Here is a 23,901-nt window from a genome sequence, read left to right as displayed (position 1 = left end):
ATGGCAGAACAACGAAATAAACACTTACTCAGCGAGCGTGAGCGACTAATCCTACTCAATAATATATATATCGCTCACCCTCAATCTCAAGAAATCCTTAAAAAGATGCAGCGTGCTCATAGAAGCAAGGACATTTCCCCGGAGCCAAAATCTATGAGCATTATTGGTCCCACAGGTTCAGGTAAGTCCACAGTTATCAAGAAGTACATGGAGCAACATCCACCATCCATTAAGGCTAAATCTTCACAGCTCACTATCTTTAACGCAGTTATTCCGTCTGATTCAACTCCGAGGAAATTTATCAGAAGTCTCCTTACGGCATTACTTGCACAAATCAGCAACTGCAAACCTCAGGATGTACCTGTAAATTTAGTCAACGACCAAGACTCTGACACAACAAAACTTCGATTCTATAAATACCTTCAAGATTCAGGCGTCGAGTTAATAATCTTGGATGAATTCCAACATCTCATTTCAAACAAAACTGACTCATCAAATAAAGTGTTATTAGAACTGGCTAAGACAATAAAAGTCATGATTATTGAAACCGGAATTCCGATCATCATGGTAGGAACGGGCCGTGCCAGCATAGTATTCGATGTTGATCCAGAAGTTTCACGAAGATTTCATGCTTCTGTTGAAATGCGTCCTTTCATGATTAGTGACGATGATAATTTCAAAACCTTTAGAAAATTCTTGGCTGAAGTCGATAAATTAATGCCTTTTGAAACCCTGAGTAAGTTGGCCGATAAGGAACTTGCGATTCGATTATATGCCGCTTCGAATGGCTTCATTGACGACATTATGCGGATCATTCATGCAGCAGGTGAAGAGGCTATTGAAGAGCAGGCTTCCTGTATCAGTCTTGAGTACCTTGCTGAAGCTTTTGAAAATGCACCTGGTAAAAATCAAACTGCAGAGGGGAATCCATTTAGAACCCCAATTAACAAAGTAATGTCATGGCGCTGTATTCAGGATGCGTACAAAGGTATCGTTACCAGCTCTGATACACAGGGTCCTCAAAAAGTACGTCGTAAAAGTACGCAGCTTTTAAAAGACATTTTTTGACTGTGAGTACTTATCCAAGGCTGCTAGCTCGCCCCGCTCCCTATGAGTCTGAGAGTTTTATGGGGTATCTACTGAGACTAGCTGAAATAAATTACTATTCTACTCCTTTTAATATCGTTAAAGCTGGGTTAGAAAATGAACCGGAAAAGGCCAATGTCAACGATTATGTAAAGCTATTGTCTTCTGGAGATATTGATTTGTTAGGGTTTTCAGAACTCACACAAGAATCAGTTGATACGTTGGAAAGCCTTCGTTATCCGATCGTTCTAGCCTCTGCTGATCATCAACCAGACATCCATGAATTCTTCTACTATGATGTCCCATCAAATTTTCTTCGGTTTGCCTACCCTAAGGTATGTGTCGAATGTTTGAGAGAGAGTTCTTATCACAGGTCAATTTGGGACTTTGCGCCTCTGACTTGCTGTCCTGAACATGATGTACTATTGGTTGACTACTGCATTGAATGTAACTCTCAGCTTACCTGGAACCGAAAAGGGGTAAGATATTGTCAATGTGGCTTTGACCTGACCCGGATTAATCCCATTAAAGTTGATCACAACCAAAATTGGTTGTCCAAAGAGATCCAATACCTTCTTAATTACACTTCAGACGACAAAAGACTAATAATTTCTGACGAGACGTCTACACGTCGTTTTGATGACTTAATTGACCTCATAAATCTCATTAACGATAAGAGCTATAAGCTCGCTGACTCAAAAAGAAAGCACTACAGATATGAACTGCAATGGCAACCGAATTATGCTTTGCATAAAACATTAATGTTTACTGTTTGCAATTTAGATACTGGGCCGTACCTAAGTCCGTACTTTATCCCAGTCTCTAATAAAAATAGCTTGGCAAGAGCTGTAGGCCTCAAAAATATATACAGCAACAAAACCATTGACCAAAAGATTTTTTACTTACAATCAGATTATTTATACAGACAAACAAGCACAATTGTAAAAAGTGACCTATGTGCGTGTTTGAAGATCTCAAAAACATTGCTGCATAGCATGGAACTCCAAGGAGTATTACTTCCTGTTTCAGGCCCCCCTATCGACAGTAGTGGTGACTACCATTATTCACTTAAACATGTTTCCCAAATACTGGACAACTTAAGTGCCAATAGTATTTCGGACGTTGAAGACCCCATCACTATTGGAGAACACCTAAAAACCTGTAGCGTCGCCAATAAGCGCCCATTTGGAATGCTTATTTCTTCCATGCTTGATGGCAAAGTTCAGTTCGTAATAAAAGCTTCTGCACATGGACTTTTGGACATAGAGCTCAGTAAAAAGTCTTTAAAGGCATTCATCAACCGTACATGCAAAAGAAAACATGACCAAGCTTATATCTCAGTAGATCAAGCTGCTAAAAAGCTGAAAACTTATCCTGCAGTCATATATTCAACTCTTGACAAACTTATCCCATGCATAAATCTCAGCAACAGGAAATTTATCCACATTAAAGACGTCGTGGAATTTCATGAGAATTATGTACTCATCTCTGAATTAGCCAAAGATTGTGAAACGAATCCAACCAACCTTTCAGAAAAAATAATCGATGAAGGTATCAGCCCCGTGTCAGGGCCACTTTGTGACGGTAATAAAGTCTATATCTTCAAGCGTAGTGATATTCGCCGGCTAGACATGTTATCTGTCGTTAACAAAAAAAAATATGATACGAATACAGGCCGAAAACCCAAACGAACTCATAGAGCATATTACCAAACGCTTATTGAAGATTTATCACTACTCACATCAACAGAAGCAGCAAAATTTCTGAATATCTCATCACAGAAGCTCGCCATATTGATCAAAAAAAATTACATCAAACTAGAAAGAAATCCAGAGTTGCCAGTAAGCAAAAAATACATAAGGCTTTCACAACTCCGAACATACAGAATCCGTTATCTAAACAATCCGTACCTAATGTCTTTCAATAAAGCGAGCAATAGTTTGAATGAGAGTACGACACGCTTTTATTACAACTGGATAAAGTCTCGTCGGCTCAAAGTCATTAAAGATGGCCTGGGCAATGAGTATGTGGATTTTAAACAGTTAGTTAAGATCAAGAAATTTAAGGAGAAGGCACTCTCAGGCGCTGATGCAGCTGAGCTCTTAGGTGTAGAAAAGTACGTAATAAATAACCTAAGAAAACAAAGTAAACTAAGACCAATATCTGGCCCTGGGATAGATGATTTCAAAAACTACTTTTACAAAAGACAAGACATCGAAACGCTGTCACATGAAAATTGGTGGTAATCAGTAAGTGTCAGCGACAGTGTTGATTACAGTCTCTAGTCACAGATTAGAATCATTTCAAACCTGCCAACCACAGCGACGTACGATGATCAAGCAAATCTGTTTTGTATGAGAAACATATTTATGCCTTCGTTAAATGATTGCATAGCTTTTCATAATCCTTTCGGGTAAATCACCTTTCATCAGTCGACACGTCAAACTTAAATGAAACGTCGGCTTTTTCCCAAGCATTTAGCTTATCAAACACTTTTTGGGCCAATGGATGCAGCTTACCTGGCTCATCAAGGAATCCATAAACTGAACCAGAGCTAGTTATACCCCTTTTGGTATTCTCATTATATTCGAGTACCTGGCTACTGATTCGATAATGTTCATCGTACACGCTGTAACCAAGAAATTTCTCTATTGTTTGAATAGCCACCGATTCCTTAGACACTCATCAGCCGTTTATGAAACGGCGTCAGCTCTTCAGCCCAGCTCAGCCCCTCCAATCCAACATCAATGTCGCCCGCCAGGATAATCAAATCCGAATCCAGTTTAGGTATAGAAAAACAGCCGCGTGTCTCAATATGAATGTCTGAATACAGATGGAATTTCATCTTGTGTTCTCATCTGAGGGAGCTGTCGACATCAGTCGCCCAAATCCGAACGTGTGTGCTCGTTACAACGCGCTGTGTAGAAGCCACCAATGATTAGACGCTCGCCATACGCGCCACAAATTTCACAGATGTGAAATGACTTTGTTTGAGCTTCTTCGATCATCGCGTAGATTTCTTTATTACCGTTTTCCATGTAATAACGAAGCCCGCCAAACTTCTGTTTGACCTGACAGACCATGGGAAGCTTACTCTCTTCAACGCCTTCACTTTTAAGCTCTACCGCGATTCGCTCAATAGCTTCCGAGAGCAGTAAAATCATCTCAAACCATCCCGAGCTACACTCAAAGCCAAAGTGCATGACAATTCGGTTAGGGCCAGGTAAGGCGCCTCGATAGATGATGGGACAGCGCTTCATGAGTCGATCAGATAAATCATTTCTCATGACTGGACTACTTCGAATTTGAGTGAGACCTCAACTTCATCCCACGCATTCAGTTTGTCGAAGACCGCTTGAGCCGAGGGATGGAGCTTTCCGGGGGCATCGATGAACTCATAAACTGAGCCTGATTCGGTCAGGCCTCGTTTGTTTTCGGCATCATACTCAACTATCTGGCTACTGATTCTGTATGTATAGTCAGTAAGACAATAACCCAGAAATTTCTCTATCGTTTTGCCTTTATGGATAATCACGATAATGTTCCATTCAGAAATGGTTACGTGAGCTGGTGGTACTGGAAAAATCATAGTTTCCTCCATTTGAAATAAACTAATTACCCAGTTGAAAATCTGATAAACGTGACGTTGTGTTTCTTGATGTATTCATGAGGTTATTCGTCTTCGTCATCGGCTTCGTTGTAGGGCACGCCTGGAATTCGGTGCATCTCACAACAAGTCGTTAGAAACCGTCCATACGCCACCATCAGCTTTCCTTCAGCACCACATTCCTCGCAAATACGCATTGAGTCCTCTTCGGCTTGACCAATCAGCTCATCCATCTTGTCTGTGCTGACAGTTAAATAGAAACGCAGGCCGCCATACTTTTCTTTCACTTGCGTAACCATGGGCAGGTAGTCAGGCTCTACTCCTTCATCTCGTAATTTTTCTGTTAACTGTTCAATCTGAACGGATAAAGTCAGTATCAGGTCATACCAGCCAGAACCGCATTCAAATCCGAAGCACATTAAATTTTTATCTGGGCCTTGGTGCCTTCCTCTGTAAATGAGCGGGCATTGCTGATAAATGTTTTCTGCTAGTTCTTGACGCATGGCCTAGCTCTCGTACTTCAGTCGAAGACGTATACCAGGGTGCTTATTGAAGTCATCGAGAAAGCGCTTGGCAACCGGGTGTAGCTTTCCTGGTCTGTCTAAAAAGATGTAGGACGAACCGGATCGTGTCTTACCAGTGTTTGACACAGGGTCATACTCAACGACATCTGAGCTAAACCTGAAGTGCTTTATTTCATAGCAATAGCCAATGAATCTTTCGACCACATGCCCTTCGTATTCAATTACCACGATATTCCAGTCACTCATCGTGACTGAACCTGGAGGAATTGGCTTAACCATGTTCGCCCCCTTTTCTCAATTGCTAATGTCTCTGCTCCGAAGTTGAGAAGGCAGCGTAGGTAGTTCTTTGCTGTTTGTGATAATGTCATTTCTCATGCTCCTTTTCGTAACGTTTAGGAGCATTCAAACACAAAGGCACTTGCTTTATACAATCAAATTGTTATAGTAAACCACATAATTATCAATAGGTTAAAGTGTATTACGTACATAATACACAAAGAGAGAACTAAGACTTCAACGATGATTATCTTCACCCTACTTAGCAATTTACATCGACATGACACACATCACTCTCGCTCTAGATCTCGAAGGCGTCTTGATTACAAACGCCATAAGCCAGCTCCCCCGGCCGGGCTTAAAATCATTCTTGGAGCAATCCGAGACACTCTTCGACAGGAGCAATATGTGTATCTTCACGACCGTGAATGAAATGCGCTTCAGAACGATTGCAGACCGTTTAGTTGCGGACGGTTATGCACCTGATTGGTTTGCAACAATCCGGTATATTGACTGGGTGGGTGAACACAAAGACTTGCGTTTCGTCAGAGAAGACATCGATAAGGTCATAATCGTGGATGACTATCCACCGTATATCAAACAGACACAAAGGCACCGGCTGGTTCAAGTCAAACAGTATTTAGAACCATACACACATGCAGATCCTGATATGAAAGATAGAGAGCTTGACCAAGTTATTGAGAAGTTAAAGACGGTTATTTCAGGCTGAGTAATCGTCTTGCTTATATGATTTAGCCAACTCTTCTGGCGTTGCTGAGAATACTTTATCGGAAGCATGTTTGACCGACTCAGATGTATAATATCGATACATCTCTTGGAAGTCTGCATGATCCTTTGCCTGCTTCTCCCGAATTTTATCGTTTTCGTCACACATAGCCAGGTCACTCATATAAAGACCAATTACATCTTGAAGATCAGGCTTCAAAACCAACACCTCAAACTCCTTAATTAGCTTAAGTGTACAATTTTATTTTCACCGCATGCATTGGTTTGTGACGAATGTATTGCTATTACCTTGAATCTTGCTGATTCTCTCGGCACGTATACATTCCCAGGACGATACTGGGTACATTTTGTTCCAAGACTGCATCAATTGCTTCTGACTTGTGCTCATTTTGTATCTGGAGTAACGCTGCTCCATGTACAAATAGGTTCTGGCTATTTGCCCTCTGCTTTCAGTAGGTGGTTCAACTTTCCTGTTTTCAACCTTCATCGAACATGAACCAAAATCAATCTCAGCTTCTGTAAGCATGTTGAAGTTATAATTGCTTCGCATGGCATTCACTGCCCCAATAGCTGGGTAAAGGTTGTAGAGGTCACTCTGCATGAAGCGATATTCTTTATTGACCTTACTGGCACAGTTTCGGCCTTTAAACGTTTTGCCTTTTGAGTCAACGCAATCAGAGTGCCCATCTCGCCACTCTGAAAATGTTCTACCAAAATTTTCAGCAGGAACAACGTGTTCCCACTCCACTCTGTTAGTTCGCTTTCGATATTTATCCGTATGGAAGCCAGTAGGTGGTGTTATGTTTTTCTTGACATCAAATTTACCTCCACAGTACAGGGTTTCTCTGTGATCGAAATACACCTTATTCATCATCAGCTTTTTGGCTTTGCTGAATGAGTCTGTTGGCTCCGCTACTACTGTGAATGGCAGTAATAATGCCGCCAATAAGAAAACTGCTTTAAGTCCTTTCACCTTCATTCCTAACTACATTTCAAATTGGTTCATTCTAGAACGTTCGCCTTTTTGCACTATACGAGGCCAACGGCTATGTATCTGGGCATCTTCAAGCTCTGGCTCAATCGTCACAACATAGATACGTTTTTCATTACCTTCTCTCGCTATCAGCCCCTGAATATATTGTCCTTTCTGCAGGTCATACCAGTGACTTACACCTTCCAAATCTTTTTCCATAAAACTCAGCACGGGTATTTTTATGGGTTTAGGGAAGTACTTGTCCCACCTCCCTGAATAGATAGAATCTAGCCTTGCCCATCCTGTCATGGGTAGTTTGCCCGGTTGTTTCTGCCTTCTTCCCCAGGCAATCAATTGCACTTTACCATCTGCCATCAGCACTGGCAGGACTGCCTTCGGGTTCGGATAAAAAACCCGAAGTACATCATCACCATGTTTAAAGTACACGCCACCGCACATCAAATAGTCTTCCGATGTCCGGTTGGTTTCCAAGCTGGTGCGATAACATTAGGCATTTCACTTCTGCCAATGACACGCGTAGGCGCTACGGTAAACTCACCGTAACGCTCGTTGATGTTATCCAGTGCCTGGTTTAACGAGTCACGCTTCTGCTTGGCGTCATTATCAATGAATAAGTCCTGCTGCTTACCATGCTCGGGGGAAAGCGCTGTTACCTGGACTTGGCGACATTCCTGACCAAAATAGTACGTCTCAACAAAGTCCATACAGAGTTTATATATTGTGCCACCATCATCAGTACTGTTTTGTAACTTCGCCTTGGCTGATAGCCACCCCTGTTCTGTCTTAACACCAATGAAAAAGCTATCTGACTGAAACTGATGCCTTCTCAGCCTCACGCCAACTTTCTCAGACATGTGCTGGAAATAGGTCAACAAGACATCTTTCTCTCTGGTACCTGGTGGCATCACTTTACCGTGACCTATCGATTTTGGGTCTTTGACTTCTGTGATGACAGGTTCCGGATCTTTACCCTGAGCCATAAGCCATATGCGTCTTCCCGGGTTGCCAAACCGTTTAGCAATAAGGCTCATAGGCACCTTTTTCATGTCACCGCATTTGTAGATCCCATATTGAGCAAGAAATCTGGCTATGCCTTTATTGATACCACTCAATTCGGTGACATCTTCATTAGCTAAGCGAGCTTCAGCATGCCAGGGCTCTATGATGGTTAAGCCATCAGGTTTATTCAGTTTGGCTGCAAATTTAGCGGTCGTCTTATCACCACTGAGGCCTACACTACATGTAAGCCCTGATACTTCACTTATGATGTCTTTAATCAGGCGTCCAACATGTTCAGCTCCCTGATAAATCGACTGGCAATCAGTTAAATCGAGAAAAGCCTCATCAACGGAGTACACCTCAATGGTCGGGGCAATATCGTATAGAGCTGCCATGATCGATGATGAGACAGCTGCATAACGGTCGGGTCTGCTTGGAGCTTGGATGATGTCTGGGCAAAGTTGTCTTGCCTCTTTCAGCCGCATTCCTGTTTTAACACCATGACTGCGTGCTTCGTAGGAAGCCGTGATAATGGTGCTACCCAACTTCCCATTGGTCACACCCACAGGCCTGTTTCGCCAGTATGGATAATCCTGCTGCTCTATCTGTGCGAAAAAGCAGTTCATATCCACTAGGGCGATCATTCGTGCCCATTGCTGGATTTTGTGGTGTGCGGGCATGAATTAGAAGTAGCTCCACTACGTTGGCTAAAAATACTTTCTCTACTGAGAAAATATAGAGAACATAGGCATCAAGATCAAGTCACGTACTTCGTTTGACTCAGTCACTGACTGTGAGTATGTAAGTAGAAGAATGGAGTACCAATTCAAGACAAGTTATGGCGGGCTGATCTTTTATGTGTAATACGTGGGCCATATCCGAATATATGTTTTATTTTTGCAAAATGAACATAAATTAAAGGCTCAGACCGCATTAGCCGTTGTCAACTATGCCTATACAAACTGATAGAATTGTAATTTTCATGTCAGCTCTTTGACAGGTGCACCTGGTAGTATAATTTGACTTCATAAGTGTCCTAACCCAGGTAATGAAATGCCTATAACCAAAACTCTGATGTGTTTATTGCTGTGCGCTCCTATGAGCAGCCACGCTCACAACCAAACACCTCCGAAGACACAATCTTCATCGGCTGATGTCTGTGCAAAGTACATTGAAGCCATTGATGGCTTAGAAAAGACAGATCCATTATTCATAGCTCTCAACCAGAAATGTGCCGACACCACTCAACAAGAGTCGGCAACCTCTACACATCAAGGAATTAATCACGATAACCATTCCACAAGTCACTCACACTAGTGAACTATATTCTTGATTGAAATTCACTCATACACCCACATTTCACAAGCACCAGAGAGGAGATTATGGATAGAACAAGCCATTACGAAAAAAATAGTCTTTCTTTAACCGGTACGATCGCCTTGGGCACCGGCGTAATGATCGGTGCAGGGATCTTTTCACTAACCGGTCAAATGGCAGAGCTTGCCGGTTCAGCTTTTCCATTTGCTTTCCTAGCTGCCGCCATCGTCGTTAGCTTCAGTGCCTATTCCTACATAAAAATATCGAATAAATACCCATCAGCAGGTGGTATTGGTATGTACCTTCACAAGATGTATGGGCACTCCCTAACCACTGCTTTTCATGCACTTCTTATGTATGTATCGATGGTTATAGCACAGAGCTTTTTGGCGCGAACCTTCGGTAGTTACACGCTTCAACTCTTTGAGATAGACGTTAATACGATGTGGTCGACTATTCTGGCTGTCTCTCTCTTATTGGCTGTGTTTCTGATTAATCTCACCAGCAACAAATATATCCAAGGCACAGCATTCTTCCTTGGTGTCATTAAATTAGTGGGTATTTTGCTTTTTGGGCTTGTTGGTATTTATTTAATGATAATTTCAGGCAACAACATGGCTGCTGAAGTTACCCCCAGTCCAGCGAACAATGACTGGATCGCTTTCATTGCTGCAACAGCTCTAGGTGTCCTAGCTTTCAAAGGGTTCACAACGATTACCAACAGTGGCTCTGAAGTCAGTGAGCCACGAAAAAACATTAGCCGCGCAATCATCATTTCTATTGCACTGTGTATCCTGATCTACGCATTAGTCGGTTGGTCAGTAGCAGGCAACCTGTCTATTAATGAAATCATTGAGGCGAAAGACTATTCGCTCGCAGCAGCAGCAAAACCAGCTGCTGGCAATGCTGGCATTTGGTTCACTGTCCTGCTAGCCGTTATTGCCACAGCAGGCGGTCTTATGGCCAGTGTTTTTGCAGTATCACGGATGTTAGCGATGCTTACAGAAATGAAGCTGGTACCGCATAGTCACTTTGGAATGCCTGGCAGCATTCAAAAACACACTCTTGTTTATACCATTGTACTCGGGCTCCTCCTGACTACCCTTTTCGACCTGAGCCGGATAGCTTCTTTGGGCATTATTCTGTATTTGGTTATGGACACGGCTATTCACTGGGGTGTCATCAGGCATTTGCGTAATGACATTAATGCAAATGTGCTCATTCCAGGTATTGCGATCCTGCTTAATCTAACGCTATTGGTTGGCTTTTCTTTAGCCAAATGGCAGGCCGATCCTATGATCTTGTTTATCGCGGTCGGCATTATGTCTGTGATATGGGTGATGGAAAAAACCTTCCTAGTGTTTGCTGATACCAGTGCTGATAACCAAGAAAAAGAACATCACCATCATTAAACACCAGGAGAAACCATGTTTACACGCCTTGCAACCACACTGAAATGGCTGGTGTTCCTCGGGATACTGGGAGTCGCTGCTCTTCTTTTTTATATCTACTCGGGCTGGTATCAAATCGGTGCAGATGTCCCTCACCACAAAGTGACCTATTGGATGCTGGAAACACTGCGAGACAATTCAATAAAGGCAGCCTCAAGCACGGTTGAAATCCCTTCAGATATTGATAGTCCGGAAAGGCTATTACGAGGTGGCCCGGACTACAATGAAATGTGTGTCTCATGCCACTTAAGTCCGAACCTCAGTAAAACGGACTTCAGCATTGGGCTCTACCCCTCACCGCCGAACTTAACTGACTCTTTAGTTGACTACCGTTCCCAAGCAGAGCGTAGACAAGCCCATTTCTGGGTCATTAAACATGGTATTAAAGGGTCTGCCATGCCGTCTTGGGCGCCGGGTCACGATGATGAACGTATCTGGGATATGGTTGCTTTCATTGAGCGCTTACCCGAGCTGTCTGTGGAACAATATCAGATCATTACTCAAAGAGCCTCAGGCTCATCAAATCATCATCATTAAAACAGACACTATCTAGTTTTTGTGATCTACTTAATTTATACCTCTCTCTATTCTCAAATTAGAGGAAGACTATAATTGGCACTCCCATTCTCTAAACCAGAATTGGGTAAAATATTATTACTGTTAATAACAACCTCTAAGGTGGTTAAGTCAAGATAAAGGCAACCATTTATTTAATGGCAGTAATTTCATAACCTTTTTCAACTTTGACCAGTTCGAACCGAATTACATCCCCCACTTTAAGCTGGGCAAATAGCTCTTCACTTTTGATTAAAAACCCCATCGTCATAGCCGGCCAACTCAAACTAGCTATAGGCTCATGCGCAATAGTCACCTTCCTGTTTTCTTCATCAACCTTTGTGATTGTGCCTGTGGCCGAATGGATAGCACGTTGAACTGATTCTTGCTCCGCAGGATGCATATTCTCATGATCCACCTTTTCTCCAGCTAAAAGTGGTGCTGACGAAAATGACAATAGAACTGAGAAAGAACAACACAATATTTTTTTCATTTTTAAATTCTCTATTAGAGTAAAATTAAACCTGCTCCAAAGCGTATTAGCTGAACTGGAGAGGTACTTCATCATTCGCTTTTACTTTGCGAGTGAATGGGGTCTTTTTTCATCTGATGCGGTTTTCGTATCAGCAAATAAATCACGGGTATCACCAACATTGATAAAACTGGTGCCGTCACCATACCCCCAACCATCGGGGCGGCGATTCTCTGCATAACCTCACTGCCCGTCCCGCTTCCAAACATGATTGGCAGTAACCCAGCCAAGATGACCGTCGCTGTCATCGCTTTTGGACGAACTCTGAGTACAGCGCCTTCTCTAATCGCCTCATGCAGTGCCTCCTCAGATTGATGACCTTTCTCCACTCTTTTTAGCCACGCTTGCTTGAGGTATAGCAGCATGATCACACCAAACTCTGCTGCTACGCCCGCAAGGGCGATAAACCCAACGACACTGGCCACAGATAAGTTATGTCCCAGAAGGTAGAGCAGCCAAATTCCACCAACCAGAGAAAATGGCAGTGTCAGCATTAACAGCAAGGCTTCTGAAAAACGGTTAAAGGTGAGATAGAGAAGGATAAATATGATCAATAGCGTGAATGGAACGACCAGCTTCAGCTTTTCACTGGCACGCTCAAGGTATTCAAACTGTCCAGACCAGGTGATTGAGTAGCCGGTAGGCAACTCGACATTATTGGCAACGACTTGCTGCATATCGGCCACAGCTGAGCCCAGATCGCGATCTCGAATATCAACATAGACAAACCCCGCTAAACGCGCGTTTTCACTTCGAACCATCGGGGGGCCATCACTGATACCAATGTTTGCAACATCCGACAGAAGCAGTTGCTGGCCACGTATGGTCACTATGGGTAACGTTCGTACCGCGTCCAGAGAATCTCTGATCTCTCTTGGGTATCTAACATTTATTGGAAAGCGCTCAAGCCCCTCTACAGTTTCACCAATATTCATCCCACCTATTGCAGAACGAATTATCAATTGCACATCATCAATATTTAAGCCATAACGAGCAGCTGCATCTCGTTTAATATCAATATCCACATAACGTCCACCCGTAAGACGTTCAGCAAAAACACTGGTGACGCCCGAAACATCCTTAAGTACTTTTTCAATTTGGCCGGCAACACTATCAATCACGGTCAAGTCTTCACCCAGTACCTTTATCCCCACCGGACTTTTAATACCGGTTGCCAGCATATCTAGGCGGTTACGAATTGGGGGTACCCAGATGTTGGTTAGTCCCGGTACTTTTACTGTTTTATCTAACTCTGCTATCAATTTTTCACGGGTCATTCCGGGACGCCATTCTTCGCGTGGCTTGAATTGTATGGCTGTCTCAAACATGACTAACGGTGCTGGATCAGTCGCGGTATCAGCACGCCCCGCTTTTCCGTAAACCGTATCCACCTCAGGTACACTTTTAATCAGACGATTGGTCTGTTGCAGTAACTCAGCAACTTTACCCGCCGACAAGCTGGGTAAAGCACTTGGCATATAAAGCAAATCACCTTCATCCAATGGCGGCATAAACTCGCTGCCAATATGCTGTAGAGGCCATAAACTACTGAGCAAGACACTGCCCGCCACAACTAAGGTCATTTTTGGAAATCGCAGCACAGCTTCCAGTATCGGGCGATAGAGAGCAATCAATAGACGGTTGAGCGGATTGGCCTGTTCACTGGGCACCTTGCCTCGGATAAGGTAGCCCATTAATACCGGTATCAATGTCACCGCAAGCCCTGCAGCAGCTGCCATCGCATAAGTTTTGGTAAAAGCAAGAGGAGAAAAAAGACGTCCTTCCTGTGCTTCCAAGGTAAAAATTGGAATGAAAGACAGGGTAATAATGAGCAGTGAGAAGAACAATGCGGGCCCGACTTCAACCGCTGACTCGCCAATTACCTTCCAATGATGCTCGCCAGCCAGTTTGATACCGGGATTTTTTTCATGCCAACGCTCGATATGCTTATGGGCATTTTCAATCATAACGACGGCGGCATCAACCATCGCGCCCACAGCTATCGCTATTCCTCCGAGAGACATGATGTTAGCGTTTATGCCCTGCCAATGCATGACAATAAAAGCCATCAAAATACCTAATGGTAAAGACATTATTGCCACTAGTGCAGATCGCATGTGGAATAGGAATATCAGGCATACCAATGCCACAACAATAAATTCTTCAACCAGCTTCTCACTGAGATTTTGAACAGCTCGATTGATTAAGCCCGAGCGATCATAAACGGGGACGATTTCCACCCCTTCTGGCAAGCTTCGTTGCAAGATTTTTAGTTTTTCTTTGACGGCATTAATTGTTGTGAGGGCGTTCTTACCGGAACGCATTACAATAATGCCACCGACCGCTTCACCAACGCCATTTAACTCACTCACAGCCCGACGTATCTCAGGCCCGACTTGAATATCAGCAACATCACCGAGTGTCACAGACACACCCGGATCAGTGGTGCGTAGTGGTATTGAACGAAAGTCCTCAAGGGTCTGCAAATATCCACTGGCGCGGACCATATACTCCGCTTCACCCATCTCCAGCACCGCTCCGCCAGACTCCTGGTTACCGCCATTTATTGACTCGATCACCATTGATAGAGGAATACGGTATGCGGCTAATTTGTCGGGATCGACCACCACTTGATATTGCTTAACCATACCGCCCACTGTCGCCACTTCAGCGACATTAGCCACGGTTTTCAGCTCAAACTTAAGAAACCAATCCTGTAAGGCACGCAGCTGGGATATATCCTGTGTGCCGGATTTATCAACCAGAGCGTATTGATAAATCCAACCTACACCAGTCGCGTCGGGACCAATAGACGAAATGGCCGTTTCCGGCAGTCTGGATTGCGCTTGATTCAGATATTCGAGCACACGACTTCGAGCCCAGTACATATCTGTGCCTTCATCAAAAAGAACATAGACATAGCTGTCTCCGAAAAAAGACAGACCACGAACGTCTTTGGCCCCAGGTACCGACAACATCGTAGTGGTCAGTGGATAGGTGATCTGATCTTCAACTAACTGCGGCGCTTGTCCCGGCCAAGAGGTTTTGATAATTACCTGTACGTCTGAGAGATCGGGTAATGCATCAAGTGGAGTGCGTGATACGGATACGATGCCCCAGGCAATCAGCATGAGCGTAGCCAGCATCACTAAAAAGCGGTTTGAAATGGACCATCTAATCAATTTCGCTGTCATTGCGCACCTTCCATTTCATGCCCGGATGTTGAGGGGTAAATATCCACAATCAAAGGGGCAGAACCATTCTCTAAACGAAACTCAACCCCTATTTCTTCCCCCACAGAAAGCTCGTTACTCTGCAACTCCGGTGAAAGTTCAAAGTCCATTGTCATCCCAGGCCACTCCAAGCTCGGAATATCAGGGTGGGTTAACGTAAGCATTGCTCCATTGATTGCCTCAATTTTCGCCTGTGTATGATGTGTATTGCTCTCCATAGCAGGCATTTCATCCATTTGTCCTTCCATTTCGGTGGGATTGCTTAGCCTTGCTTCAACACCTCTTAAGCTGGCTTCTGAATCCACCAGGAATTGGCCTGAAGTTACAACGCGTTGTCCTTCATCAAGGCCCTCTTTGATTTCAGTTTTACCGCCCATTACACGACCAGGTGTGACCTCAACTGGACGAAAACCACCGTTTTCAGTTGTCACCATGACCAGTGTTCTTTTACCAGTCCTGATGAGCGACTCAGTTGGAATCATTAACGCATCGTTAATCTGCTTGCCTGCCAGATCCATGTTGACAAACATACCGGGTACTAAGTCGTTATCAGGGTTAGCCAGTACCATCCGTGCTTTCATCGTCCTTGTGGTAGGTTCAACTTCGGGCAGTAATCTCTGGATATGACCGTCAAAAGATTTTCCCGGAAAAGCTGGGCTCGTTGCCGTAATGGGATCACCTTGTTTGAGCAACTCAACTTGGCTTTCTGGTATCTCTGCATTAGCCCAAACAGAATCAAGCGTATTAATACGCATCAGCGTTAAACCTGGTGAGACAGACATGCCTTCTCGTGAGACTAATTCAGTCACCACGCCATCAATGGGTGAGGTGATCGTCAGCTGCGTATGTAATCTTTCTGTTTGCTCAACCTGTCGAATCTGGGCTTCGCTCATTCCCGCCTGGCGCATCCGAGAAAATGCGGCTTCAACCAGATCGTCAAGACCTTCGCCTCGCATCTTTTTGAGGGCCAAGAACTCTTCCTGAATGGCTACCCACTCTGGTACGTATATAGCTAATAATGGCTGTCCTTTCTCGACCTGATCTAATGTTGCTCGCACATAAAGTTTTTCTACATACCCCATTGCTCTTGCCTGAATATCAACTTCACCACGTTCATTCCAGGCAATTGTTCCTACAGCATTGACATGAGTGGCTATGCTTTCTTTCTTAGCCTCTGCGGTACGCATACCAATGTTTTGCTGTATCCGAGAGCTGATGCTAACGCCATTGTCATTACCGCTTTCATCACTAGCATGGCCCTTGTATGCCGGCACCAGCATCATATCCATGTAAGGTGATTTACCCGGGGTTTCGAATTTATTGCCAGGCACCATGGGGTCTTGGTAAAAAAGGATTTCACTACCTGTAACCGGGTCGACATCACCTGACTTCAGTCCTGCCTCCATATGCCGGCGTGTGGCGGCTTCACCTTCAGCGATACTCCACGTTGAGGGATCTTCGGTCAATTTGACACTGCCGCTGTCAGACACCGGCGTGGACATCGACATGCCTTCTTTCATACCCCAGTTATAACCTGCTACTACGGCAACAAGCCCAACCACGATGATGAGTAGAAATAAAATGATGTATGTTCTGTTCATTCTTTTGGCTCCAAAATATTGGATGGCGGTGTTGATTCAACATCAGCGTGATTCAACTCCGTGCTGGGTAAGGTTAAATATTCAAGTTCGGCCCACAGTGCAGCGGTATCCATTTCAATCCTTAGGTTTTCAACACGGGTGGCGATTTCCATTCTTCTTGCTTCAAGCACGTCGGCCAATTCCCCACTGCCGCCACGGTATTCACTGACTGCTGCTTGAGTGCGTTGGTTGGCGAGAGGTATCAACTCATTTTCATAATCACGAAGCCTTTGCAAATTACTCTGCCAGGTGGTTAGCCATCGTTCTGTTTCGGCAATGTGTTCCCGTGTCATTTCTTCACGCTCTAAGCGAATCTGTTCAGCTTTGGCCAGATTCGCGGCAACAACACGGTCTTGTCGGTTATCCTGATTCCATTGAAGAGGGACGCTGACACCGATAGAGATCATGTCTGAGAAGTTTGAACCTCGGTCGCTGTACATGACTGACCATGTCCAGTCAGCATGTTTCTCCTGACGTGCCGCCTTAGCCTGAGCTTTGGCAACGTCTTCCTCAGCCATCATCAAGGCAATATCAGGATGCTCGTTAACCAGATGGTGCAGGTGCTGCCTGTCAAAAGCAGACTGGCTAATGTCGGGCGCCTTGTCCAAAACCACCTGCGTTGTATCGCCAACCCACCTTGCTAGGGTTGTTTTTGCATTATCTAAATCAGCGCTTATCTGGTGAATGCGGTCTTGGATTTCGGCGACAGCAGTTCTGGCTAGGAAAATATCCGATTGAGTGCCGCGCCCACCTCGATAAGCAGCTTCAGCCGCTTTAACTTGTAAAGTTGCTTCATGTTTCTGGCTAGCCAATAACGCCCCTATCTCCTGTAGGTAGTAACTGGCAAGCCAAGCTTGTGATGTGTTCTTGAGTATTTCAGTGAGTGAGAGTGATTTCGCCGTCTGTGCTTTGTCGATTTTCCGCTCAAATACCTGCTGGCGGGCGCGACGCTTTGCCTCACTGGTAAACGTCTGGGATATACCAATGCTCCGCATGGTCATGAAGTCTTGGTTAAGGCTATAAGCCATTGAACCATTGAGGGGCATGTTATCAACTGATAACTGCAACATCGGGTCGGGGAGTTGTGAGGCTTCGACAGCAAGCTCTCTGGATGCTTGAGCTGATGCATCTTTAGCAAGTAGTGAGTAAGAACGTTCCTCTGCAATATGCAATGCATCTTGCAGGCTCAGAAGAACGGTCTCCTCTTGCTGTTTTGCCATAACTGCTGGTGTCAGGCACGCGAGAAGCAAAGCAAAACAACAAGGCCACAGTCGCCGCAATACAGGCGAATTCTTGCTGACAACATCAGCAACAGATAGGACTGTTGACATTAACTAAATCCAATTCAATTATTGGCGTTGTATAAGTAGCAACGCAGATGCTTCACGCCCAATATGAGCAGGGCTTGAAACGCTATTAGAATGAATTAGTTAAACGTCGGGGGACGCCAGAGGTCGCTAGGAGATGAATCAGGAACTAGCTCAATTGAGGCAGGTTCTGAGCTTTTGGAGAGTGGAGCGGTGTTCCAAGATGGTGATGAGGATATTACAACCAGAGGAGAAGCGGAGAAACCACAGCTCTGCCCGGATTTACATACTTCTCCCGTTGCCCTAGCAAAATCGACATCGTTACAACAATCATCCATGTTGGTGTGTTCAACATTTGACGTCTCGACTTGCTGCTGCATTGGGCAGTCTGTATCAAAGTTATACGCATAGCCAACACTGGCAAAAGCCAACGAAAAGCAAAGAAATAGTATTTTCACTATACGCATAAACCTATCTTATCAACTTACTTGTTTCTTGTGCAAAGCCAATTCACTTATTTGTACTAATACTGTCTTCTTGACCATGGCTAGTTTGCAAAAAATCCCTACAAGTCTCTTTATTGAGTTCAAACTCTATCGTGGTGTGTGACAAGTGGTAGTTAGCTAAAACACTCGCAACCGTCTTTTTTAGATCAACATAGTCATCCACATATATGGACTCTGACTCTAGCGTTAGATGCGCCGTAAGCACATGGTGTTCACCATCAAGTGACCAAAGATGTAAGTGGTGAACTTCTTTAACCTCCTGAATATCGCTCAGGATCTGCTTTATTTCATCATGCAAAGCTTTGTCAGGCACGGCTTGAAAAAACAACTTACCCGTTTCCCAAAGGTTTCGTATCACATTCGTTAAAATAAATAAGGTGAAAGCAATCGACAGTAACGGATCCAGAATTGGCCAATCTGCGAATTGAAGGATTATTGATAACACCAATATCGCTAACCAACCTAAAACATCTTCAAGTAAGTGCCAATTCAATACCCTTTCATTTAACGATACGCCCTTGCTGAGTCGGTACGCAGCAAAGCCGTTCACTGTCACCCCCAGAATAGCGAGAGCCATCATGCCATTGGCAATAGGCATTACCGGTTCAGACAAGCGCTGCAAGGCCTCATTTAGCACCCAGACAGAACCGACAATAAGTACCAAGCTATTGATTAAGGCACCAAATAAAGATAAGCGTCTGTAACCATACGTAAAGACACTATCAGCCTGTTTTTCACCTGCACGGTTTAGTAACCAAGCAGAGCCAATAGATAGGCTGTCGCCGAGATCATGGATAGCATCAGCCATTATGGCTGTACTGTTAGTCAGCCAACCTCCAATAAACTCAAGTATTGTGAACCCTACATTGAGAAAAAAAGCAGTTTTAATTCTGCTATCACGGGTGTTACGGGAGTGTGCGTGTGTATGCATCGCTGAATCCATTGCAAGTTAGTATCGAATTGGCGGCCATAAGGCCGCCAAAGATCTATTTAGTCTTTTCGCGTCCATGAACGATTCGATACAAGGCAGGCAAGACCAGTAGCGTCAGCAGTGTTGATGACATAATGCCGCCAATCACCACTGTGGCAAGCGGGCGCTGTACCTCAGCGCCAGTACCAGTATTGAGTGCCATCGGCACAAACCCTAAGCTTGCTACCAATGCAGTCATCAACACTGGGCGTAGTCTTGTCATTGCACCTTCAATGATCGCCTTATGTAAATCTCGATGGCTATGCCAGTAGTCTCGAATAAATGCCAGCATGACCAAGCCATTCAAAACGGCAATACCTGAAAGTGCAATAAAGCCAACACCTGCTGATATGGAGAGTGGCATATCTCGAAGCCATAGTGATAAAACACCACCGGTTAGGGCTAATGGAACACCGGTAAAGATAATCACAGCATCACGGAGTGACCCCAGTACTGTGACCAGCAGCCCTAAAATGATGAACAGGGTCACGGGGACTACGATGGATAGACGCTGACTCGCTGATTCCAATTGTTCGTATGTTCCACCATACTCAATCCAGTAGCCAGGCGGCAGAGTTACGGATTCCTCAATACGCTTTTGGGCTTCAGCAACAAACGACCCTAAGTCACGCCCTCTCACGTTACTCGTCACGACAACACGACGTTTGGCATTCTCGCGAGATATTTGACTTGGCGCCTGAGTCAGCTCAACTTTGGCAACCTCAGAAAGAGGGACATAGTCACCACTCGGAAGCCCCACGGGAAGGACAGATAACGCATTCAGATCCTCACGAATCTCATCTGGCAAACGAACCATGAGTTGGAAACGGCGATCACCATCGTAAATCAATCCGGCTGAACTACCTCCGACTGCTGTTGAGACCAGTTCCTGAATATCATCAACATTAAGACCATAGCGAGACATAGCCATGCGCTTGGGCTCAACAGTTAACATAGGCATATCATCGACTTGTTCAAGTCGAGCATCTGCAGCTCCAGGTATTGTCTGAACCACAGCAAGTACAGCTTCTGCACTTTGCTTAATCGCCTCTAAATCATCACCAAACACCTTAATCCCTAAGTCCGCACGAACACCAGAAATCAGCTCGTTAAACCGCATTTCAATGGGTTGTGTGAACTCATAGTTGTTCCCAGGTAATTCCTTAACTGCTTCCTCAATTTGTTCAAGCAGTTCTTCTTTGGACAGCTCTGGTCTTGGCCACTCGTGCCTTGGTTTTAGAATGAGGAAAGTGTCTGCCACATTCGGCGGCATCGGGTCGGTCGCAACTTCAGGTGTACCGAGTTTTGCAAAGACCTTATCTACCTGAGGGAAGCTTTTTAAACGCTGCTCCAACTGCTCTTGCATTTTGATGGATTGCTCAAGGCTAGTACCGATGCTTCTGAGTGCATGTAAAGCCACATCACCCTCGTTAAGCTGGGGTATAAATTCTGAGCCCATTTTACTGGCCAGATTGACGGATAAGCCTACAAGAATGGCTGTAACCAGAATCACTACCCAGCGTAACTTAAGACTGAGTAAGAGCAACGGTCTATAGAGCCATTTTGCTCCACTGATTATGATATTTTCTTTTTCTCTGATTTTGCCACGCATGAATATCGCTATAGCAGCAGGGACTATTGTGAGAGTAAAAAGCATGGCTGAAACCAATGCGATGATGACTGTGGCAGCCATAGGCTCAAACATTTTCCCTTCAACACCCGTCAAACTGAATAAAGGGATATAAACCACGGTGATTATGGTTACGCCGAATAAACTCGGCCGTATGACTTCGTTTGTGGCATCGTAAACAACCTGTAAACGCTCCTTCAATGGCAGTACGTTACCTACATCTCGTTGAGCTATGGAGAGTCTTCGTATTGAGTTTTCTACAATAATGACTGCGCCGTCGACTATTAACCCAAAGTCCAGCGCACCCAGGCTCATCAGATTTGCAGAAATACCTGCTCGAACCATACCACTGATGGTTGCAAGCATAGCCAGAGGAATTACGGCCGCCGTAATCAGGGCTGCACGAATATTACCTAAGAGTAAGAATAAAACCACGATTACCAGTAAAGCCCCTTCAAGCAGGTTCTTTTGCACTGTTGCAATCGCCTTATCGACGAGCGTTGTTCGTTCGTAGACCGCTTCTGCAATGACCCCATCAGGCAGTGATGTCTGGATCGCTTTTAATTCTCTTGCAACCGTTGCAGCAACTTCACGTGAGTTTTCACCGACTAGCATCATAACCGTGCCAACAACGGTTTCGAGTCCGTCTCTTGTACCTGCACCACTGCGAAGAGGCTTACCAAGAATCACGTCAGCCAAGTCTTTTACTAACACGGGCCGATCATCAATATTCTTCACTACAACATGGCGAATATCTTCAATGGACTTGAGCTGTCCCGGTGAGCGTACGAGAATTTGTTCTCCATTACGCTCAATATAACCAGCACCACGATTATCATTGTTGCGCATCAAAGCAAGCTTTAATTCGCTCAGGCTGATTCCAAAATTTAACAATTTGACTGGGTCAGGCTGCACATGAAACTGCTTTTCATACCCGCCATTTGTGTTGACCTCTGTAATGCCGGGCACACGCTCTAAACGTGGTTTTATCACCCAGTCTTGGATCACACGCAGCTCAGTCGCATCATAGGCCGTGCCATCAGCCTGCTTAGCATCAGGTTCTGCAGTGACTGTATACATTAGAATTTCACCCAGCCCCGTTGCTATCGGTCCCATTTCTGGCTCAAGGCCATCGGGAAGTGAACCTTTTATGACAGCTAATCGGTTATTGATAAGGTTCCGGGCAAAGTACAGGTCCGTCCCCTCCTCAAAGACTACGGTGACTTGCGACAACCCGTAACGAGATATGGAGCGTGTATAGTCCAGGTTGGGTAAACCAGCAATCGCTCTTTCTACGGGGTATGTAATCCGTTGTTCCGCCTCTAAGGGCGAGTAACCTGGCGCCTTCGTATTAATCTGCACCTGAACATTCGTGATGTCGGGGACGGCATCAATGGGCAGTTTCTGATAACTCCAGACCCCGAGTCCGATGATTAAAAGGATCAGAGATAACATAAGGCCACGTCGCTCTATTGAGAGCCATAAAATATTATTTATCATGTTGAACTCCGTATTAGTGGGCGTGTGCCGCGCCTTCTTTTTCCAGATCAGCTTTAATCAAATAGCTGTTCTCTACGACGATTTCATCGTCAGGCTGGAGTCCTGTTAAAACTTCACTGAACACACCATCCGAAATACCTAACTCAAGCGGTTTTACGAGGTACTTGTTCCCATCCTTAACGAAGGCAACTTGGGCCCCCTCATAGCGTTGAATTGCGCTATTTGGAATTCTAATGCCAACGACCTTTTGATTAATAACGACGTCTGCCTCGACAAGCAGGCCCGGAAAAAAGGACCGTAGCGAGTTATCAATAGGTACACGCGCTATCTGATAAGGCGAATTATTGCTGCTGGGTAGAATTTGCTCGATTTTCGAACTGAATTGGGTGTTATCTGCTGAAAAATGAACAGACTGATCACGCTCTATGGCTGTTGCCTGTTGAGGGAAAACTCTGAGTTCAGCCCAAAGAGATCCTGTGTTAGTGATCGTGAAGAGGATTTGCTCCGCTGCCACCTCACCTGTATTGGCATCTTTTGCTGTGACGATACCGGCTATAGGCGCATAAATACTGTAATTTTGTAAGCTGTTATTTGACTCAACACTTGCTATAGCTTGCCCTTTTTTTACAGTATCACCCAAGTTAACGTTAACTCTCGTGAGTTTGCCGGGAAATCGTGCTCTTATGTGACTAATTTGCTCAGGAGAGACTACAGCCCTGCCATAGAGTTTTGTTGTTAAAGCAATTTCACCAGAAGAGACTTTGGCCGAAACCATTCCTTGTTGTCGCGCCATCTCATCATTAATCTCTACATGCGACTTCTCTTCCGCCCCATGATCGTGGCCATGTTCATCGCTATTTTCACTGTGGGCTTTCTCAGCATGGTCATGACCGGCTTCATTAGCATTCTCTGATAAATCCTCTGTCTCCTCATGTTCATGAGCTTCTTGCTCCGAGTGGGAATTTGATTCTGTTCTTTCTTGTCCATGATTTTCTTGAGCCATAACAGTAAGGCTGAACAAACAGAG

At 44.6% G+C, this 23,901-nt stretch carries 21 protein-coding genes; 5 read left to right on the top strand and 16 right to left on the bottom strand.

Features of this window, described 5'->3' with window-relative positions:
- Positions 1-1,068 (top strand): TniB family NTP-binding protein, encoded by a 1,068-nt coding sequence (locus Q0X64_RS07570; protein WP_297810807.1) that lies wholly within the window; start codon positions 1-3, stop codon positions 1,066-1,068.
- A 2-nt stretch (positions 1,069-1,070) separates the two neighbouring features.
- On the top strand, positions 1,071-3,332 hold the full coding sequence (locus Q0X64_RS07565; protein WP_297810804.1) for a TniQ family protein: 2,262 nt from the start codon (positions 1,071-1,073) through the stop codon (positions 3,330-3,332).
- A gap of 172 nt (positions 3,333-3,504) precedes the next feature.
- Here the strand turns inward: Q0X64_RS07565 and Q0X64_RS07560 are convergent, their stop codons facing one another.
- From Q0X64_RS07560 to Q0X64_RS07540, 5 genes are all read right to left on the bottom strand, one after another.
- Complete coding sequence (locus Q0X64_RS07560) at positions 3,505-3,753, bottom strand: hypothetical protein (RefSeq protein WP_297810801.1); 249 nt, start codon at positions 3,751-3,753, stop codon at positions 3,505-3,507.
- A 7-nt stretch (positions 3,754-3,760) separates the two neighbouring features.
- Positions 3,761-3,931, bottom strand: coding sequence for a hypothetical protein (locus Q0X64_RS07555; protein WP_297810798.1), 171 nt, complete (start codon positions 3,929-3,931; stop codon positions 3,761-3,763).
- Positions 3,932-3,962: 31 nt separating this feature from the next.
- On the bottom strand, positions 3,963-4,250 hold the full coding sequence (locus tag Q0X64_RS07550; protein WP_297810795.1) for a hypothetical protein: 288 nt from the start codon (positions 4,248-4,250) through the stop codon (positions 3,963-3,965).
- Between the two features lie 119 nt (positions 4,251-4,369).
- Positions 4,370-4,675 carry a hypothetical protein gene (locus tag Q0X64_RS07545; protein WP_297810793.1) on the bottom strand — a complete coding sequence of 102 codons (306 nt, stop codon included), beginning with the start codon at positions 4,673-4,675 and terminating at the stop codon, positions 4,370-4,372.
- Between the two features lie 83 nt (positions 4,676-4,758).
- Positions 4,759-5,196, bottom strand: a complete 438-nt coding sequence (locus Q0X64_RS07540) for a hypothetical protein (protein ID WP_297810791.1) — start codon at positions 5,194-5,196, stop codon at positions 4,759-4,761.
- A 577-nt stretch (positions 5,197-5,773) separates the two neighbouring features.
- On the opposite strand from Q0X64_RS07540, the gene Q0X64_RS07535 reads away from it, so the two are divergent.
- Entirely contained in the window at positions 5,774-6,223 is a 450-nt protein-coding gene (locus tag Q0X64_RS07535) for an NIF family HAD-type phosphatase (protein WP_297810788.1), read from the top strand.
- Here Q0X64_RS07535 and Q0X64_RS07530 read toward each other — a convergent pair.
- The 4 genes from Q0X64_RS07530 to Q0X64_RS07515 are packed head-to-tail and all read right to left on the bottom strand — an operon-like array spanning position 6,215 to position 8,913.
- Positions 6,215-6,448 (bottom strand): hypothetical protein, encoded by a 234-nt coding sequence (locus Q0X64_RS07530; RefSeq protein WP_297810785.1) that lies wholly within the window; start codon positions 6,446-6,448, stop codon positions 6,215-6,217. The two genes, Q0X64_RS07535 and Q0X64_RS07530, sit on opposite strands and share 9 nt — an antisense overlap.
- A gap of 39 nt (positions 6,449-6,487) precedes the next feature.
- Complete coding sequence (locus tag Q0X64_RS07525; protein WP_297810782.1) at positions 6,488-7,213, bottom strand: endonuclease; 726 nt, start codon at positions 7,211-7,213, stop codon at positions 6,488-6,490.
- A 12-nt stretch (positions 7,214-7,225) separates the two neighbouring features.
- Positions 7,226-7,705 (bottom strand): hypothetical protein, encoded by a 480-nt coding sequence (locus tag Q0X64_RS07520; protein WP_297810779.1) that lies wholly within the window; start codon positions 7,703-7,705, stop codon positions 7,226-7,228.
- Entirely contained in the window at positions 7,672-8,913 is a 1,242-nt protein-coding gene (locus Q0X64_RS07515) for a DNA polymerase IV (RefSeq protein WP_297810776.1), read from the bottom strand. The genes Q0X64_RS07520 and Q0X64_RS07515 overlap by 34 nt, the downstream gene beginning before the upstream one ends.
- Positions 8,914-9,615: 702 nt before the next feature.
- Between Q0X64_RS07515 and Q0X64_RS07510 the strand changes: the two genes are divergently transcribed.
- Positions 9,616-10,962, top strand: coding sequence for an APC family permease (locus tag Q0X64_RS07510; protein WP_297810773.1), 1,347 nt, complete (start codon positions 9,616-9,618; stop codon positions 10,960-10,962).
- 15 nt (positions 10,963-10,977) lie between these two features.
- Positions 10,978-11,538, top strand: a complete 561-nt coding sequence (locus tag Q0X64_RS07505) for a cytochrome c (protein WP_297810769.1) — start codon at positions 10,978-10,980, stop codon at positions 11,536-11,538.
- A 169-nt stretch (positions 11,539-11,707) separates the two neighbouring features.
- On the opposite strand, the gene Q0X64_RS07500 is transcribed toward Q0X64_RS07505, so the two are convergent.
- The 7 genes from Q0X64_RS07500 to Q0X64_RS07470 form a co-directional block, all read right to left on the bottom strand.
- A complete protein-coding gene (locus Q0X64_RS07500; protein ID WP_297810766.1) occupies positions 11,708-12,124 on the bottom strand; it encodes a copper-binding protein in 417 nt (138 codons plus the stop codon).
- Positions 12,121-15,282, bottom strand: coding sequence for an efflux RND transporter permease subunit (locus Q0X64_RS07495; RefSeq protein ID WP_297810763.1), 3,162 nt, complete (start codon positions 15,280-15,282; stop codon positions 12,121-12,123). The genes Q0X64_RS07500 and Q0X64_RS07495 overlap by 4 nt, the downstream gene beginning before the upstream one ends.
- Positions 15,279-16,922, bottom strand: coding sequence for an efflux RND transporter periplasmic adaptor subunit (locus tag Q0X64_RS07490; protein WP_297810760.1), 1,644 nt, complete (start codon positions 16,920-16,922; stop codon positions 15,279-15,281). The genes Q0X64_RS07495 and Q0X64_RS07490 overlap by 4 nt, the downstream gene beginning before the upstream one ends.
- Entirely contained in the window at positions 16,919-18,181 is a 1,263-nt protein-coding gene (locus tag Q0X64_RS07485; RefSeq protein ID WP_297810757.1) for a TolC family protein, read from the bottom strand. Before Q0X64_RS07485 ends, Q0X64_RS07490 begins: the two co-directional genes overlap by 4 nt.
- 597 nt (positions 18,182-18,778) lie before the next feature.
- Positions 18,779-19,705 (bottom strand): cation diffusion facilitator family transporter, encoded by a 927-nt coding sequence (locus Q0X64_RS07480; RefSeq protein WP_297810754.1) that lies wholly within the window; start codon positions 19,703-19,705, stop codon positions 18,779-18,781.
- A 55-nt stretch (positions 19,706-19,760) separates the two neighbouring features.
- A complete protein-coding gene (locus Q0X64_RS07475; RefSeq protein WP_297810751.1) occupies positions 19,761-22,874 on the bottom strand; it encodes a CusA/CzcA family heavy metal efflux RND transporter in 3,114 nt (1,037 codons plus the stop codon).
- 13 nt (positions 22,875-22,887) lie between these two features.
- Positions 22,888-23,877 (bottom strand): HlyD family efflux transporter periplasmic adaptor subunit, encoded by a 990-nt coding sequence (locus tag Q0X64_RS07470; protein WP_297810748.1) that lies wholly within the window; start codon positions 23,875-23,877, stop codon positions 22,888-22,890.
- Between the last annotated feature and the right edge of the window lie 24 nt (positions 23,878-23,901).

Origin of the sequence: uncultured Methylophaga sp. (assembly GCF_947259025.1) — a bacterium.
GTDB lineage: Bacteria > Pseudomonadota > Gammaproteobacteria > Nitrosococcales > Methylophagaceae > Methylophaga.
This window is presented reverse-complemented; position numbering and strand designations above follow the sequence as displayed.